Genomic DNA, 14936 nt, shown 5'->3' with positions numbered 1-14936 from the left:
CCTCTGCCCTGCCGGCGCTGGCCCGTCAGAGATTGTGGAGCAAGAATTCATCGAATATGGCCAAAGGCTTAGACGAAGCTGCTTTCCCTGCCGAATAAAAGCGCCGCGTGCTCGTCCGCGCGGCGCAAATCCTTATTTGATGAGTTCAATGCGGCCAAAACGGCAAGCTTTCCGGACAAAAGTAAGCATCCGAGGATGCGCCGCCTTGGGGCAAACGCGGCGATCTGATCAAGGTCGTTTGGCACGATGGCCAGGGGGCCTGCCTGTTCACGAAAAAATTGGAGCGAGGAAGGTTTATCTAGCGTGACGGCCAGGGCGCTTGTCTGTTCACGAAGAAGCTGGAGCGCGGCCGCTTCATCTGGCCGTCAGCCGCTGACGGCACGGTGGTGATCACACCGGCGCAGCTCGGTTATCTGCTCGAAGGTCTACAGAAATATCCCTGCTTGTGAGTCTGACGAATCATCACCGGACAAGATCGAGGTGCTGGATCCGAGCCATCCGTTATTTGGACGCTCCTTTAATGTGATCCGTGAGGTGGGACGTAGAGGCGGCAACTTCGCGCCGTCGTATGAGGTTGAACATCGTGGTGGATCGACCTTGCTGATACCCGTGTCTGCGACACAGGGATATGTCGAAGCCTGAAATACTGACGCGCAAAGGACACCATTCGCCCAATTGTGAGGAGAAGGTTTTGCCAATCACTGTGCAACGCCTCCGCCTTGCAGCGGGCATCTAGGTAAAGGCACAGCGCAACAGATGGACACACGAACCTAGTTTGCTCAGCGCCGTACAACTTGCCGCCAGGCTCGATATTCCCGTCAATTGGATTTACGTTCAAATCAGGCGGAAGCGCCTGCTCATCGACCAGCAATCAACCGGAGCATATTTGTTCCAAAATTCCCCGGCGGTCGTCAACGCGGTTCGCGACCTTCGCAACCGTACCATTCATCAACTCGATCTGAGAATCATTCAGCCTCACCAGGAGGGGCATCAACATCCGTTGTCGCTGGAGGGAATTGACTGGCGCGCACGGCAGGAAACCTGGCGCCCCAGCCGGGTTTGACTGAATTTTTACATTGAGATTGTTGAGAAATCTGATTCAATGTCGTTATGACATTGCCGCCGCTTACCCTGCCATCGGACCTTGCCAGCGCTCATCCGGCGCTGCTGGCCGAACCTGCTGCGCGGCTGCAAGCTGAGGCGGAAGCGGCCAACGCGAAGGCGCGGCTGTCGAACATTGAGGCGCTCAACGTGCATTTGCAGTTGCTGATCGGCAAGCTGGAGCGCGAGAAGCACGGGCCGCGCCGCGAGCGCACGCAGCGGCTGATCGATCAGTTGGAATTTGCAGCTCGAAGAGCTCGTGGCGTAGGCCGCCGAGGACGAACTGAGCGTCCAAGAGGCCGCGGCCAGAACGCAGTCCGTGCGCGCCTTCGCCCGCAAGCGTCCAGTGCGCAAGGCGTGGCCCAAAGACGTCGAGCGCGCACGCATCGTCATCGAAGCGCCGACGGCATGTGCCTGCTGTGGCGGCTCGCGGCTGTCGAAGCTGGGCGAGGACGTGACGGAAACGCTGGAGGATATCCCGCGCCGATTCAAGGTGATCGAGACGGTGCGCGAGAAATTTACCTGCCGCGATTGCGAGGCGATCAGTCAGGCTCCCGCACCGTTCCATGCGACGCCCGCGCGGCTTCATCGGCCCTCAGTTGCTGGCGACGATCGTGTTCGACAAGTTCGGGCAGCACATCCCGCTGAACCGCCAGAGCACGCGGTTCAAATGTGAGGCATCGGTCCGTCGACCCAGACCCTGGCCGGTGAATGTTGATCCGAATGTCTTCGAGCTGCGGCAAATGCTGGAGCATCACTGTCGCACGGCATACCAGGAGGCAACGTAGCCGGCTGCGGCGACCCCATGCGAATGCGGGACGTCGCGGACGATGCTACCGACAATGGCGTCCCTTTGATCGACGCCATTCGGCCAGTTCGGCACGATGTAGCCGCGATAGCTGTAGATCCAGGTCTCGCCGGCCACATCGCCCTTTCCAGTGAATTGCAGCTCGACAGGGTCTCCCGGACGCACCGTACCGGTCAATTCCAGCGACCACCCGGGCCCACCAATGGTTCCGCCGACCTTGCGCCGAGCCAACTCGGTCAGCACCAGCGTTCCCTGGCCAAATTCCAGTGCATTGAAATCAACCGATAAATCGGGATTGTTGATCAGGCTGCGATAACTCCAAGTGCCAGTGAAGCTCATAGTTCCTCCCAATGGCGATCGACGCCCTAATGATGGCCGGAAACGGTGCCACCCTGGCCGTCCGGCAGGGTGATCCTGATGTTCTGCATCATGCCCTGGTCCTCATGATCGAGGATGTGGCAATGCAGAACGAACTCGCCGATATAGCGCTGGTAGTGCGTCCGCACGGTGATCGTGTAGCGCGCCGACGGATCGGTGCCGGGATTCTTGATCCACAGCGTGTCCTTCCAGACATTTTTCAAGCCTGGATATTGCGGATCGCCGTCGTCATCGGCGCCAAGCGCGCTGACATCGTTGCCGGCCGCATCGACAATTTTGATGATCTGAAACGGATTGACATGGATATGGAATGGGTGGCTGACGAAATCCGAGCGGAGCGTCCATTCGTCGACTCCGCTCAGCGGCAACGTCCGGTCGATGCGGTTGGGATCATAAGGTTTGCCGTCAACCTCGAAGAAGGTGGCACCCGGCTGTTTCACATCGATGTTAAACACCAGTTGCTGCTCGCCGGTGACCTCGCCCGCGTCGATGTCCGGATGGGGAATAAAGCTTGAGAGCGACATCTCGTTCTTGAGGTCATCGATAACCTTGCCGGCGACATTCTGTGACATCGTGCGCTCAGCCGCCGAAATCAGCCAATCCTGCAGATAGGTGCCGATCTCGCCATTGACGGCATGGCCGCCTACTGCAGTGACTATGCCGAGAAGCCGTCGGCTTGGAGCCTCCTGGTTGACGCTGGCCGCTGCCGGTGCGGCGCCATCGATGATGCAGTAGTCACCCGCTCCTGGCAACACCACCAGCGCGTCAACGCGGTAGCCCGGTTGCAGGATCGCTTGCTGCCGCATCTGCACCTGCGCCATTGTCAGCCCGTCCTGGGCCACCACCCCATACGGAATAGTATCCTTGCCGCAATTCTGATCGATCCATCTGTCGGTGTCCGCTGCCGCAAGCGTGCGGAACGCGGTCGTCCCGGTCTTGCGCCGGATTTCGAAATTGATGGTGTCGCGAACCCCGGCGTGTATCATCCGCCACCGCTCGACCGAGCCAGCCTCCGCTAATGCCAACTGACCAAGCACCTGGCCGTTGACGCTGGTGAAGCGGCCCGAAGCCGGCCAACTGCCAGGTCCGAACTGATCGTAGCTTTCGATGCCGCCCACCTGTCCTGGCTGGCAATCATAAGTGATGTCGCCATTGTTATCGGTGCAAGCATATTGAATCTGCTGTAGCACCAAAACCCGTTCGGCGATATCGGAGCCGCCCGGCTGCTTCAATAGGCGGTCGATATCGCCAGTCTCGGTCGGTGTCGGCATGCGATCGCCACGGATGATCAACGCCCCGGACATGCCACTCGACACCTGCAATGCGGTTGATCCGTGTAGGTGTGGGTGATACCAGAAGGTGCCGGCGGGATGCTCAACGGCGATGTTGTATTCATATTGGAACGAAACGCCGGGACGGATTGAGATCAGCACATTATCGCCATTGCCAGACGGATTTACCCAGAGACCGTGCGAATGCAGGTTGGTACCGTTGAAGCAATGGGGGGTATTGGCACTGCCACCGCCGATGCCGCAGGTGGAATCCTGAGGGAACAGGTTGTGAAGCGTTACCCGCACCGTCTGACCGGGCCGTAGATCGATGGTCGGTCCAACCAATGGCGTGTCGGCACCGGATAAGCCGGTCTGGCGGGCGTCTTGATAGCCGCGCAGTTTAACGTGGTCGTAGCGCGCCGTGGCCGGATTGTAGATCTGTCGGTCGAGATAGGTAGCGTTCATATCGAGCAGAACCTCGCCCGGAAATGTCTCCCGGCTTTGTTCGAAGGTTTTCAGCATCCCCTGGGATTTTGTGATAGGTTGCAGCATATAGGCCAGGGGGTTAGTCACGGCCCTGGCCTCTTGAGCGACTGCGAATAGCGCATGGGTGACCGAAAAAACGCTCGCCATACCGAAGATCGCAATTTTGTCAGACACAGACAAACAACCCTCCCAAACCTCTGCCCGGAGTTTTGTTCTCCCCGGGTCGAACCGCATCCACAAAGTTCTACTGCGTCACCATGCGTTCACCTGCAATTCGACTTTGACTCGCGCGCTTTCTCGGGAGAAGACAGCTGCCGCCGCGCGACGAGAAAGTTTCAAGACTCATGCCACTCTGGCCGGATCGAGCCTCAGAAGGAATCTTGTGCCTATGCTTCAAGGACTTCCACGAGAGCGCGGTAGGAAGTCGGGCGGAACAGCACCATGGCGCGCACCTGACAAACCTGACAGCAGGTGTAGTAGGCCCGACATTTTTGTGGGGAGCATCGTTACGTGCGGCAATACGCGTCTCACCTTGTTTGTTTGTCGAGCTGCACTCGAGCAACGCCTTGACGCTCATATCGCGGTCACCGCCGCGGGCATTAATGTCGGCGTCACATACCGTTCATCACACCGCCTAATCGGAGAGACACCACGGGCAGACTACGCCAGTTCTTCCGGCTCTCTGCGCTGCGCGATGATCTCGAAACAAGGTTGCTTGCTCAGGAGTATCGCGCCCTGCTCCTCGACGATCATTTCGACGACGGCAGGAGGGAGCCCTTCCACAATCTTCTCCTACGGACGTCTCTTATGGACGTCCAACGCGATATCTCAGATGCACGGAGCCGAGGCCAGCGGCTTCGGCGCTGATAAACGTGAGCCTCGCCCTGCCGGCAAGCCCATCCTCGCCGCCCTCGAATATGGCCGGTGTATTCGACTTGCCTCCGATCGCAGGGAAGATGACCAGGCTGACCTCGTCAACAAGACCCGCCTTCAAGAAATGGCCATTGGTTTGCGCCCCGCCTTCCAGCATCAAGCGCTTCACACCGAACTCGGTTCCAAGAAGGTCAAGCGCGTTTTTCAGATCGACGCCATCTTTCTCCGAGACGATATAGGAAACGCCAGCCTGGGTGAGGCCCGCCAGGTAAGCATCATCCACGTCAGATCCTGTCAGGACCACAAGGTGAGCTCCCTCAATGTCGCTCTTGTCCCAGCGTAGCCGACCGTCCTTATCCACGATGACAGCGAACTCGCCGGCGTCCGGGTTGGCGATATGGATCGGTCGCGCGGCTGTGCCGGTTGCTTGATAGGGGCGGTCGACGGCGTCCGCGAACTCTTCTCCCGTCGCTCTTCCCGAAAGCCAGGCGTCGGCACCGATCTTCTCATGCAGGCCGTCATAGATCTTCACGAGCTCATCGACCGAATGGCCGGTTGCCTCGGCCCAATCATTGACGATCAATCGGCCATCCAGCGGCGACATCATGTGACAGATTACATAGGGTCTGGGCATTGGATTACTCTCCTCTACAAACATTCCACCGTCAGTGGCCTGCCTTCAACCAGGCTGCGAATTTATCCATCCAGTCGGGGTGCCAACGTGAAAGCGCGGGTCGGTTCAGAATCATGTCATCGGCCGCCCAGCGGATCCGTCTGGCATCTATCGCAGACGTAACCGCGTTATCCGGACAGATGATGTAAAAATTCTCGTCGAGCAGACGGACCAGGAAGTATTCCACCAGTTGCTCTGCGGTCCATGCCTCATCGGGTTTCGCAATGCCCTGCGGCTTGAGTGCGATGTTCATGGGTGTCCACGTGTAGCCAGGGACGAGGAGATGAGCCGAAACACGACCTCCCGTCTCCTTCAGAAGCTCGTGCGACAGCTGTTCGGTCAGGACTTTGACAGCTGCCTTTGCCACCGAATATGCGGCGTTACCTGGAGGAGTCGTAATACCTTCCTTGGAGCCGAGGTTGACAACGGCCGACTGGCGACCGGCTTCGATCATGTAGGGCACGAAGACGTGTTGCGCGGCCAGAACACCTCCGAAGTTTACATCGATCTGGCGTCGCCACTTTGCAGGATTGTCCCAAGGGCCGGCTCCTTGCGTTATGCCCGCGTTGTTTACTAGGACGGCCACGTCGCCAAACCGCGAAATCGTTTCGTCCCGCAACCTGGTCAGTGCCGACAAATCTGATACGTCGCCGCTCACGATCAGGATGTCCGTGTCGAGTGTCGAAGTAACATCCTCAAGTGCGTCGGCGTCGAGATCCAGCAGCGCGAGCTTCATGCCGCGGGCCGCGAGAGCCCTCGCGATTGCCAAGCCGATGCCCTTCGCAGCTCCCGTGATGACCGCAACGCGGCCAGGAGCAACGACGCTGTTCATTCTCTCGCTCATTTTTTGTCTTTCCCGTCATTGGACCGTCACCGCTGGAAGGTGTGCCGGACAAGCCGTCGCCGTGGAATTTTTCTCCGAGAAGCGTGCCGGCCGATGGCACCAGCGCAGAGAAGTCCATCAACGCTACTCGGGCGCTTGGGTCGTCGGATCATATCCGCGGGCTGCGAACGACCGTTCGATCGCACTATAAGAATAGGGTAGCGCGACGGCTACTTGAAGTGAGCGGGATCGCACGCACCGATGAGCCGTGTTCACTCAAGGGCCTTCGTGACGTAGGGAATGCCTGGCCAGTTCGACCGCGGACGGGACCAAAAAGGTAACGCACTCCTGGTCCCTGCCAGATCGGTGGATGATTTTCACTCGCCGCCCCGATCAATTTTGCTCATGTAACCAATCGGCTCCACGGGCATTTGGTCACCAGCGCCTCGAGACGATCGTGGTGCTGACCAAACCAAAGGAGTGAAATCATGACAGGGAATAAACCACTCGCAATGATCACGGGCGGCTCATCTGGAATAGGCTTCGAGCTTGCCAAACAATTCGCCAAGAATGGATTCGATGTCGCCATTTCAGGCTCAAGCGACAAGGTGAACGAGGCCGCCGATGCGCTACGAAGCCTTGATGCCGAAGCATATCCGTTCAAAGCGGATGCCTCGACGTACGATGGCGTCGAGAGGTTCTGGACCTTTACGCAGGGGCTGGGGCGCCCCTTGGAAGCCGCGGCTCTGAACGTCGGTATCGGTATTGGCGGCGCCTTTGTCGATAACGATCTCGAGGATGAGCTTCGCCTGCTTGCGATCAATGTAACCGGGACCGTCCATATGGCCAAACGCGTCGTCCAACATATGGTCAAGAACGGCCGCGGCAGGATTCTCATCACCTCCTCGGTTTCGGCGACCCTGCCCACGCCATACGAAACCGTTTACGGCCCGTCGAAGGCATTCGGTTACATGGTCGCGGAATCTCTGCGCGAGGAGTTGCGCTCGACCGGGGTCACGGTGACGGCACTCCTTCCGGGCGCCACCAACAGCGACTTCCACGCGAACGCTGGAATGGGCGGTACGAAGCTCGGTGGCCAACAAAAAAACGACAAGACGCTCGTCGCCAAGCAGGGCTTCGAGGCCCTCATGAACGGCATCGACCATATCGTCGGCGGAGATCAGAAAACCAAGCGGCAGGTGTTGGAAAACCGGACGACCCCCGAGCCCGTCAAAGCCGCGCGGCAAGCCGAATTGACCCAACCGCAGTGAAGGAGCACGTCATGTCACATCTGAAAAACAAGGTCGCCATCGTCACAGGGGCTTCCTCGGGCATTGGAGCGGCGACCGCCAGAGGATTGGCGGAAAAAGGTGCGCGCGTCGTCCTTGCCGGCCGCAATGAGGAACGCCTCAGTCAGATCGTCGAAGACATCACCGGTTCGGGAGGTATTGCCAGCTACAAGGTTGCTGATGCCACGGATTTTGAGAGTACCAAGGCCCTCGTCGCGTTCGCCACAACGACGTACGGCCCGGTCGATATATTGGTCAACAATGCCGGCCTCATGCTCTTTTCCTATTGGAAGGATGCCGCCGTCGGCGATTGGAACAAGATGATCGATACCAACCTGCGTGGCTATCTGCATGCGATCGCCGCGGTGCTGCCGTCGATGTTGGAGCGCCGGTCCGGCCGCATCCTGAATATGAGCTCTATCGCCGGCGTTCATGTCGGCGAGGCGGCAGGGGTTTACGGAGCCACGAAGTTCTTCATACGCGGTATTACCGAAAGCCTCAGGAAGGAGGTGGGCGTGGGTAGCGGGATCCAAGTGTCTATGATCAGCCCTGGCGTGATCGATACCGGCTGGGCCGACAAGGTTCATGACGAGACGGGCAGAAAGATCGCCGGAGAGCTCAACAAGCAGGGTATTCCGCCGTCGTCGGTGGCTGAAGCCGTGGTCTATGCACTAGACCAGCCCCCGGAGATCACGATCAACGACATTTCGTCCATCCAACCCGGCAGGACTGGTAGCCCGCGTTTTCGAGAGCTCAGAACTAGAACCTCCGGGACTGTTAGACCGCCTCGCGGAACCAACCGGTGCCGTCTCTCGTGGCTGTGGACACGAAGATCTTCATTGCATGACGATCTAATCCCGGACGTTTTCGTTTTTCAGCGACCGGGCCATCTCCGCCGTCCTTCGCAGGATCCAACATGGATCACTAGGTCAAATTTTTGACTGCTTCCTCGGCCATCACATACCAAATACAGGGCCAGTTAAATAAGGATTGAAGGTGCCGGCCGGCCTGAAGCAAGGTCGGCGCCGGCAAGGGCGATCTTTTTCAGTACAAGTGCGAGTATCCATAACTCATGGTATCAACGCGGGCCGATCTGGCCGACCTTGAAACTTTCGTCGCGATCGCGCGTGCGGGGGGGTTCCGAAAGGCCGCCGCGCTTCGCGGCGTTTCCGGGTCTGCCCTCAGCCACTCGATCAGGGGTTTGGAGGCCCGTCTGGGCGTCCGTCTGTTTCATCGGACAAGCAGGAGCATCAGTCTCACCGCCGCCGGCGAAGTGCTGCTTGCCGAACTGGAGCCCCGTTTCCTCGGCATTCAAGCTGCGATGGATCTCCTAGACAGTTTCAGGAGCGGGCCTACGGGCAGAGTGAGAGTGACCACCCTGCGTGACGCCGCCGAGCTGCTGATCGCTCCTCGACTGCACAGTTTTCGCAAGAGCTACCCAGATGTCGAGGTCGAAGTCAGCGTCGAGGATCGCTTCATCGATATGGTCGCCGAAGGTTTTGACGCGGGCATCCGTTATGGGGGAACGGTTCCCGAGGGGATGATCGCGTCGCGTCTGACATCCGAACTCGAATGGATCGTAGTCGGTTCTCCGGCCTATCTCAACGAACGAGGGCGGCCCGCGCGGCCGGAAGATCTCTTGACGCACGAGTGCATCCGGATCCGAACCGGTACGGATCACCTCTGCAAATGGGAACTTGGCGACGGCGATCGCATGGTTTCTCTCGACGTTCCGGGACTTCTCACGCTCGGAGATTCGGAACTATCTATCCGCATGGCGGAGGAGGGAGGCGGTCTCTTTTATTGCCTGCAGGCCCGGGTCGAGGACAAACTTGCGGCCGGTTCACTCGAAGTCGTGCTGCCGGACTGGACCTCTACCGGGCCGGGTTTTCATGCATACTACGTTTCGCATCGACAGGTGCCGTCCGCTCTCCGGACGTTTCTCGACTACCTTAAGGCGCCGGTTGCGGGCGATTGAAGTGACGGCCAGACGAGACAGCTTCACCAGGCAGGAGAATCGCATATGGATGGTAAGGAGTTGTTTTGCTGAGGCAAATCGACTCAAGAACTCTCCGATAATTTGGAGGTACGGATGAATCGATTTGCCACCTGTTTTAAAGATCTGCCCGACCCTCGGGGCGCAACACACGTCATCCGCTGATGTCGATCCTGTTCATTGCCATTGCCGCGATCGTTTGCGGCGCCGAAAGCTGCGCCGACATGGCCGATTCGGCGTTTCCAAAAAGAAGTGGCTCAAGACGATCGTGCCGCTGCCCTATGGCATCGCCGGCCATGGCACCTTCTCCACCGTTTTCCGCTGCCTCAATCAGGTTGCCTTCGAAGCCGCTTTACCGAAGCCTTTGCAAAGGGCATGGAAGGCGTGGTGGCGGTCGACGGCAAGGCGGTACGAGGCGACGCCGCTGCCCCTCGTCAAGGTCTGGGCTGCCGGTTGCGGCCTGGTCATCGGCCAACAGACCGCGCCGGGCCGCAACGAGGTCCAAGGGGCGCTCGATGCGCTTGCGCTTTTGTCGCTGGAAGGTGCCATCGTCACCGCCGATGCCCTGCATTGCCGCGCCGATACCGCTCATGCCATCCTTTCCGCCGGCGGCGACTATGCCCTGGCGTTGAAGGCCAATCAGCCCGGCCTCCTGGCACAGACGATTGCTCGTCTGGACGACGTCGAGCCACTCGGCGTCCAGACCGCCGCCGAGAATGACCATGACCGCTGCGAAAGACGCCGTGCCTGCATCGTCGCCGTCAATGACATCGACTTCCCCGGCCTGCAGGCCATCGGCTCCGTCGAGGCCACAAGCCGTCATGCCGATGGCCGTCTGACCAGCCATGTCCGCTACTTCCTGCTCTCCACCGTCATGTCGGCTGCCGCCCTGATCGAGGTAACCAGAACTCATTGGCAGATCGAAAACAAACTGCACTGGGTGCTCGACGTCCAGTTCCGCGAGGATGCCGCCAGAAACCGTAAGGATCACGGACCGGCAAACATTGCTCTGTTACGAAAGATTGCCCTCAACCTCATCCGGGCCCATCCAGATAAGGCCTCCATTCGTCGAAAGATCAAGAAGGCAGGGTGGGACGATCAGTTCCTCATCTCTATCATCGCTCATATGCGATAGCCCTGCTTCACCAGGGGAATTTGAGTGCCGGCAGAAAGCGGTCGCTCGCAGCCAGAAAAATAATTGGCAGCAAGATCGCCTGGCATCCTTTAACATGCCGAAAGCGGAAAAAAATACGTGACAGCCTCCGATCCCTCTCTGAGCCGAGGCCATCCATGATGGTAGAGAATCCGCAAGTCTTCGGCTGTCTGACACGACCAGCCGGTACGAATGCGGTACTGCCACGGCTCTCCTCCAGGCGCCCGTTTTTGATCTCTCGATATCTAAATTTGTGCAGACGAGCAGGCAAAGCTATAACGGCAGGATCAACGAATACTGGTAGCTCTCAGACAATCTGGATCGATATCAACCGGGAATGCCTGCATATGTAGGGAGGATTCAAGCACGGCGTGAGGGCGATGCAGACGGACGAGGCGGAGACGTCACGGAAACCCGAGAGCACCTGCATCACCTCGCTCGAGGTTTCCAGGCGGCCTTGTAGGAGACCCGCGGCGTAGTGCCCCGAAAACCCCACCGCGCAAATGCTGATTATGAAAGACAGTACGAAAATGATTACTCTGTAGCCGGAAACGGGACAACAGCCTGTCCATTGTGGTCGATCCTTGTCCATAGGCGGTGAAGAAACTTCATCAATCGGGATCCGCCTCCGAGGGAAGCATCGAATCATCAATGACGACACGAAAGCTGCGCGACCGAGGTTGTCTGTCAACAGATTGTCTGATAAAGCTTGCTAATGTTCGAACTGTCTCACAAACTTGCGGAGGAATAACTCCGTAACAGAACCGGCGCTGCCGCAGCCGGCACAACTTTCACTGCTGAAATCGATTGCCGCGATGTTCCTTGTTTTCAATGGAAAGCGGTGACCGCATCTCGGCTATGTGAAGGCTTCGAACATGTCGTCGTCCTCGCGACGGCGGGACGCGACGCCTTGATGAACAAACGGGCGTCCTTTTTATGGATGGACGGCTCCATGGCGCCGAGATCACCAGCTTCCCCGATATGCATCTTGAGATGTTGATCTGGGACAGGTAAGTATTGAGATTCAAGAAGCAGAGAAGATGATTGATAAGAAAGCATTGCTCGATAATATGACCTTGGCGGAGCAGGTCTCGCTACTTTCCGGCGATACGTTCTGGTCTTTACCGCCCATCGACCGCCTAGGGATAGGGAGATTGCGCTTGACCGACGGCCCCAACGGCGCCCGCGGGGCGGGGTCTTTTGTCGGAGGTGTGACTGCAGCGGCTTTCCCGGTGGGCATCGCCATCGGAGCGAGTTGGAACCCGGATCTAGCCAAGGAAATCGGCAGTGCCCTAGGTGACGAGGTTCTTTCAAAAGGTGCCCACGTCTCGTTAGCCCCCACCGTTAACATCCAGCGTAGCGTCACAAACGGCCGCAACTTTGAGTGCTTCTCTGAGGATCCGATCCTGACGGCGGAACTTGCAGTCGGCTATATCGAAGGTCTGCAGTCCACGAAAGTCGGTGCCACGATAAAACATTTCGTCGGCAACGAGTCCGAGATTGAACGTACAACCATCTCTTCAGATATCGATGAACGCACGCTGCGCGAAGTCTACCTGATACCCTTTGAGACGGCGGTGAAGCGGGCAAAGGTCTGGGCCGTGATGTCTTCGTATAACAAGCTAAACGGTACTTACACGGCGGAAAGCCATTGGCTGTTGAACGAGGTTCTGCGCGGTGACTGGGGTTTTAACGGCGTGGTGATGTCGGACTGGTTCGGCTCGCGTTCGACCGCACCCACCGTGAATGCCGGGCTGGATCTGGAGATGCCGGGCCCGACTCGCGATCGCGGCTCCAAGCTACTGGCTGCGGTCGAAGGCGGCGAGGTTAGTGTCGAGACGATCCGCGCCTGTGTGCGCAATATCCTGACTTTGATGGAACGCACCGGCGCTATCAACGATCATCGCGAGTTTAAGGAGTACGCCATTGATCAACCGAAACATAGGGCATTGATCAGGCGCGCGGGAGCGGAAAGCGCAGTTCTGCTACAGAATGACGGGATCCTGCCATTGGCTCAGCAAGGTATGGTCGCCATCATTGGACCCAATGCCAAGGTCGCGCAGGTGATGGGAGGCGGCTCGGCGCAGTTGAACCCTCACTATGTCATCAGTCCGTGGCAGGGGCTGGTGGACGCGCTGGGTGAGGAGAATCTGTGCTACGCTCAGGGCTGCAACAATTATCGGTTTCAGCCGCTAATCGAAAACCCCACAACCTTCGAGTTTTTCCAAGGAAGGGAGCTAGCTGGCGAACCGGTGAAGGTCGTCGAGGAACCGTCGAGCCTTGGTGTATGGTTGCCCCCCGTGGCCGAGGGCTTTGTCGATCCCCTTCGCTTTTCGGCTAGAATGCGCACCATCTTCACAGCCTCGGAAGCCGGCGTCTATCGCGTCGGACTAACCTCGGCCGGGCTTGGCCGGGTCTATGTGGACGGCAGACTTGTGGTGGACGCTTGGGCTTCCTGGATACGTGGTACCACATTCTTTGAAGAAGGCTGCGAAGAGGTCGTGGGTGAAATCACGCTCGAAGCCGGCCGTACATACGAGGTCGTCGCCGAGTACGCCCGGCACGACCACGTCAACCTCTATATCGCCGCAATTCGGGTAGGAATAGGCAGATTTTCGGCCGAAGCGGAGATTGCCGAGGCAGCAGCCGTCGCGGCAAAGGCTGATCATGCGGTAGTCTTCGTGGGCAGAACGGGCGACTGGGATACCGAGGGCTCCGATCTTCGCGGTATTGCACTTCCCGGTCTGCAGAACCAGCTTGTTGAGGCGGTAATTGCGGCCAATCCGAACACGATCGTCGTACTACAAACCGGTGGACCGGTGGAAATGCCCTGGCTTTCCGGTGCTCGTGCAGTACTGCAATGCTGGTATCCCGGACAGGAGGCTGGCAACGCGATCGCCGATGTGCTCCTCGGCAAGGCCGAGCCCTCGGGCCGACTGGCACAGACCTTCCCCGTGCGCTGGGCTGACAACCCCACACATACTGAGGATGACGCGGTCTATCCAGGTAAGGACGGCCATGTGCGATATGACGAAGGTGTGTTCGTCGGTTATCGGCACTACGACCGCCACGGCATTAAGCCGCTGTTCCCGTTCGGTCATGGTCTCGGTTATTCAAGCTTTGCGATGTCGGACCTGACGGTAGGGCTACCAGACGCTGCCGGCGCGGTGACAGTGACACTGGAATTGACCAACATCAGCGAGCGGCCAGGTTCGGCAGTGGTGCAAATCTATGTCGGCGATGTTGAAGCATCTATACCCAGACCGGTTAAAGAGCTGAAAGCCTTCTCGAAAATTGCCCTGGAACCCGGTGAGAAACGAAGGTTGCGTTTCATACTTGACGCCCGAACATTTGCCTTCTTCGACACGACCGAGCGGCGTTGGCGGATAGAGGCGGGGGAATTTGCAGTGATGGCTGGGTTCTCGGCCACCGACATCCGTTTGAGTTTAACTGTCACGCAAAAGGGCGCTGTCTTGGCGCTCTGAATGGGCCGCAAATCAATGACCACATTGGGCAGTGGTCGAGTTCCAACGTATGCAGTTTTGGCGGTGAAGCTGGGTGAGTTGAGTGAGAGAATGCCTCAAAACCGGTACTTGGTTAATGGCATGGCGAAACACCGCCTGCGCCTCCAAAAACAGGCAATGTTTTCTGAACGATCGTAAGCGCGATTTTCCCCGCACCTTCTGCAATTGAGTGAGCTTTGGCATGAGGTGTCCACCAAAATAGGTGGACACCAAGGGATGGAAGAAGTGACCTGCCACTGAATTTTCATCCGGCGGCGACTAGATGTGGAGCCTCAACAGGTTGTCCTGGGTAAGAGCGAGCCTAGTGATTGGTGGTTTTGAGTTTAGACTTCCGTGAGGCCTGTGCCAATTGTAGCGATGAAGCCATCGTGGCAGTTCGGCGGCGCGCATGTCCGAGTTGGGATAGGCGACGGCGTAGGCCCACTCTCTGAGGGCGGTCTGGATGAAGCGTTCGGCCTTTCCGTTGGTTTTAGGCGTATATGGTCTGGTGCGGACGTGCTTGAGGCCGTTGTCGCGACAAGCTTGGCCGAATGGCTTTGATGTGTAGCAGGGACCATTGTC

Annotated in this window: 12 protein-coding genes and 3 pseudogenes; 8 read left to right on the top strand and 7 right to left on the bottom strand. The window is 58.3% G+C overall.

The annotated features are described in order from the left end of the window. Positions 1-221: 221 nt before the first annotated feature. From tnpB to PH551_RS28050, 3 genes and pseudogenes are all read left to right on the top strand, one after another. Positions 222-449: pseudogene (tnpB, locus tag PH551_RS32935) on the top strand (IS66 family insertion sequence element accessory protein TnpB); the annotation flags it as partial. A gap of 326 nt (positions 450-775) precedes the next feature. After that, positions 776-1063, top strand: a complete 288-nt coding sequence (locus PH551_RS28055; protein WP_010031604.1) for a hypothetical protein — start codon at positions 776-778, stop codon at positions 1061-1063. A 47-nt stretch (positions 1064-1110) separates the two neighbouring features. Beyond that, positions 1111-1813, top strand: a pseudogene (locus PH551_RS28050) (transposase domain-containing protein); the annotation flags it as partial. Positions 1814-1855: 42 nt separating this feature from the next. Here PH551_RS28050 and PH551_RS28045 read toward each other — a convergent pair. The 5 genes from PH551_RS28045 to PH551_RS28025 form a co-directional block, all read right to left on the bottom strand. Next, positions 1856-2248 (bottom strand): hypothetical protein, encoded by a 393-nt coding sequence (locus PH551_RS28045; protein WP_004674379.1) that lies wholly within the window; start codon positions 2246-2248, stop codon positions 1856-1858. Positions 2249-2274: 26 nt separating this feature from the next. Beyond that, positions 2275-4224 (bottom strand): multicopper oxidase family protein, encoded by a 1950-nt coding sequence (locus PH551_RS28040; protein ID WP_018446454.1) that lies wholly within the window; start codon positions 4222-4224, stop codon positions 2275-2277. Between the two features lie 480 nt (positions 4225-4704). Further along, positions 4705-4827 (bottom strand): hypothetical protein, encoded by a 123-nt coding sequence (locus tag PH551_RS28035; RefSeq protein WP_009982859.1) that lies wholly within the window; start codon positions 4825-4827, stop codon positions 4705-4707. Between the two features lie 22 nt (positions 4828-4849). After that, the gene (locus PH551_RS28030; protein ID WP_004674381.1) at positions 4850-5551 is read right to left on the bottom strand and encodes a RibD family protein; all 702 of its coding nucleotides are present in this window, start codon (positions 5549-5551) and stop codon (positions 4850-4852) included. Positions 5552-5582: 31 nt separating this feature from the next. Further along, the gene (locus PH551_RS28025) at positions 5583-6434 is read right to left on the bottom strand and encodes an SDR family NAD(P)-dependent oxidoreductase (protein WP_004674382.1); all 852 of its coding nucleotides are present in this window, start codon (positions 6432-6434) and stop codon (positions 5583-5585) included. A gap of 467 nt (positions 6435-6901) precedes the next feature. On the opposite strand from PH551_RS28025, the gene PH551_RS28020 reads away from it, so the two are divergent. From PH551_RS28020 to PH551_RS28005, 4 genes are all read left to right on the top strand, one after another. Then, a complete protein-coding gene (locus PH551_RS28020; protein ID WP_004674384.1) occupies positions 6902-7684 on the top strand; it encodes an SDR family NAD(P)-dependent oxidoreductase in 783 nt (260 codons plus the stop codon). An 11-nt stretch (positions 7685-7695) separates the two neighbouring features. Then, positions 7696-8643: an SDR family oxidoreductase gene (locus PH551_RS28015; protein WP_004674385.1), complete on the top strand. Its 948-nt coding sequence runs from the start codon at positions 7696-7698 to the stop codon at positions 8641-8643. A 131-nt stretch (positions 8644-8774) separates the two neighbouring features. Then, entirely contained in the window at positions 8775-9680 is a 906-nt protein-coding gene (locus PH551_RS28010; protein WP_004674388.1) for a LysR family transcriptional regulator, read from the top strand. A gap of 286 nt (positions 9681-9966) precedes the next feature. Continuing rightward, positions 9967-10833: an ISAs1 family transposase gene (locus tag PH551_RS28005; RefSeq protein ID WP_237353332.1), complete on the top strand. Its 867-nt coding sequence runs from the start codon at positions 9967-9969 to the stop codon at positions 10831-10833. A gap of 409 nt (positions 10834-11242) precedes the next feature. On the opposite strand, the pseudogene PH551_RS28000 reads toward PH551_RS28005, so the two are convergent. Further along, positions 11243-11423: pseudogene (locus PH551_RS28000) on the bottom strand (hypothetical protein); the annotation flags it as partial. Between the two features lie 468 nt (positions 11424-11891). On the opposite strand from PH551_RS28000, the gene PH551_RS27995 reads away from it, so the two are divergent. Next, entirely contained in the window at positions 11892-14336 is a 2445-nt protein-coding gene (locus tag PH551_RS27995; RefSeq protein WP_004674391.1) for a beta-glucosidase, read from the top strand. A 297-nt stretch (positions 14337-14633) separates the two neighbouring features. Here the strand turns inward: PH551_RS27995 and PH551_RS27990 are convergent. Beyond that, positions 14634-14936: integrase core domain-containing protein (locus tag PH551_RS27990; RefSeq protein WP_285195916.1), on the bottom strand; the 303-nt coding region annotated here is incomplete at its 5' end.

The sequence above is a fragment of the Rhizobium atlanticum genome (assembly GCF_030182485.1).
Lineage (GTDB): Bacteria > Pseudomonadota > Alphaproteobacteria > Rhizobiales > Rhizobiaceae > Rhizobium.
This window is presented reverse-complemented; position numbering and strand designations above follow the sequence as displayed.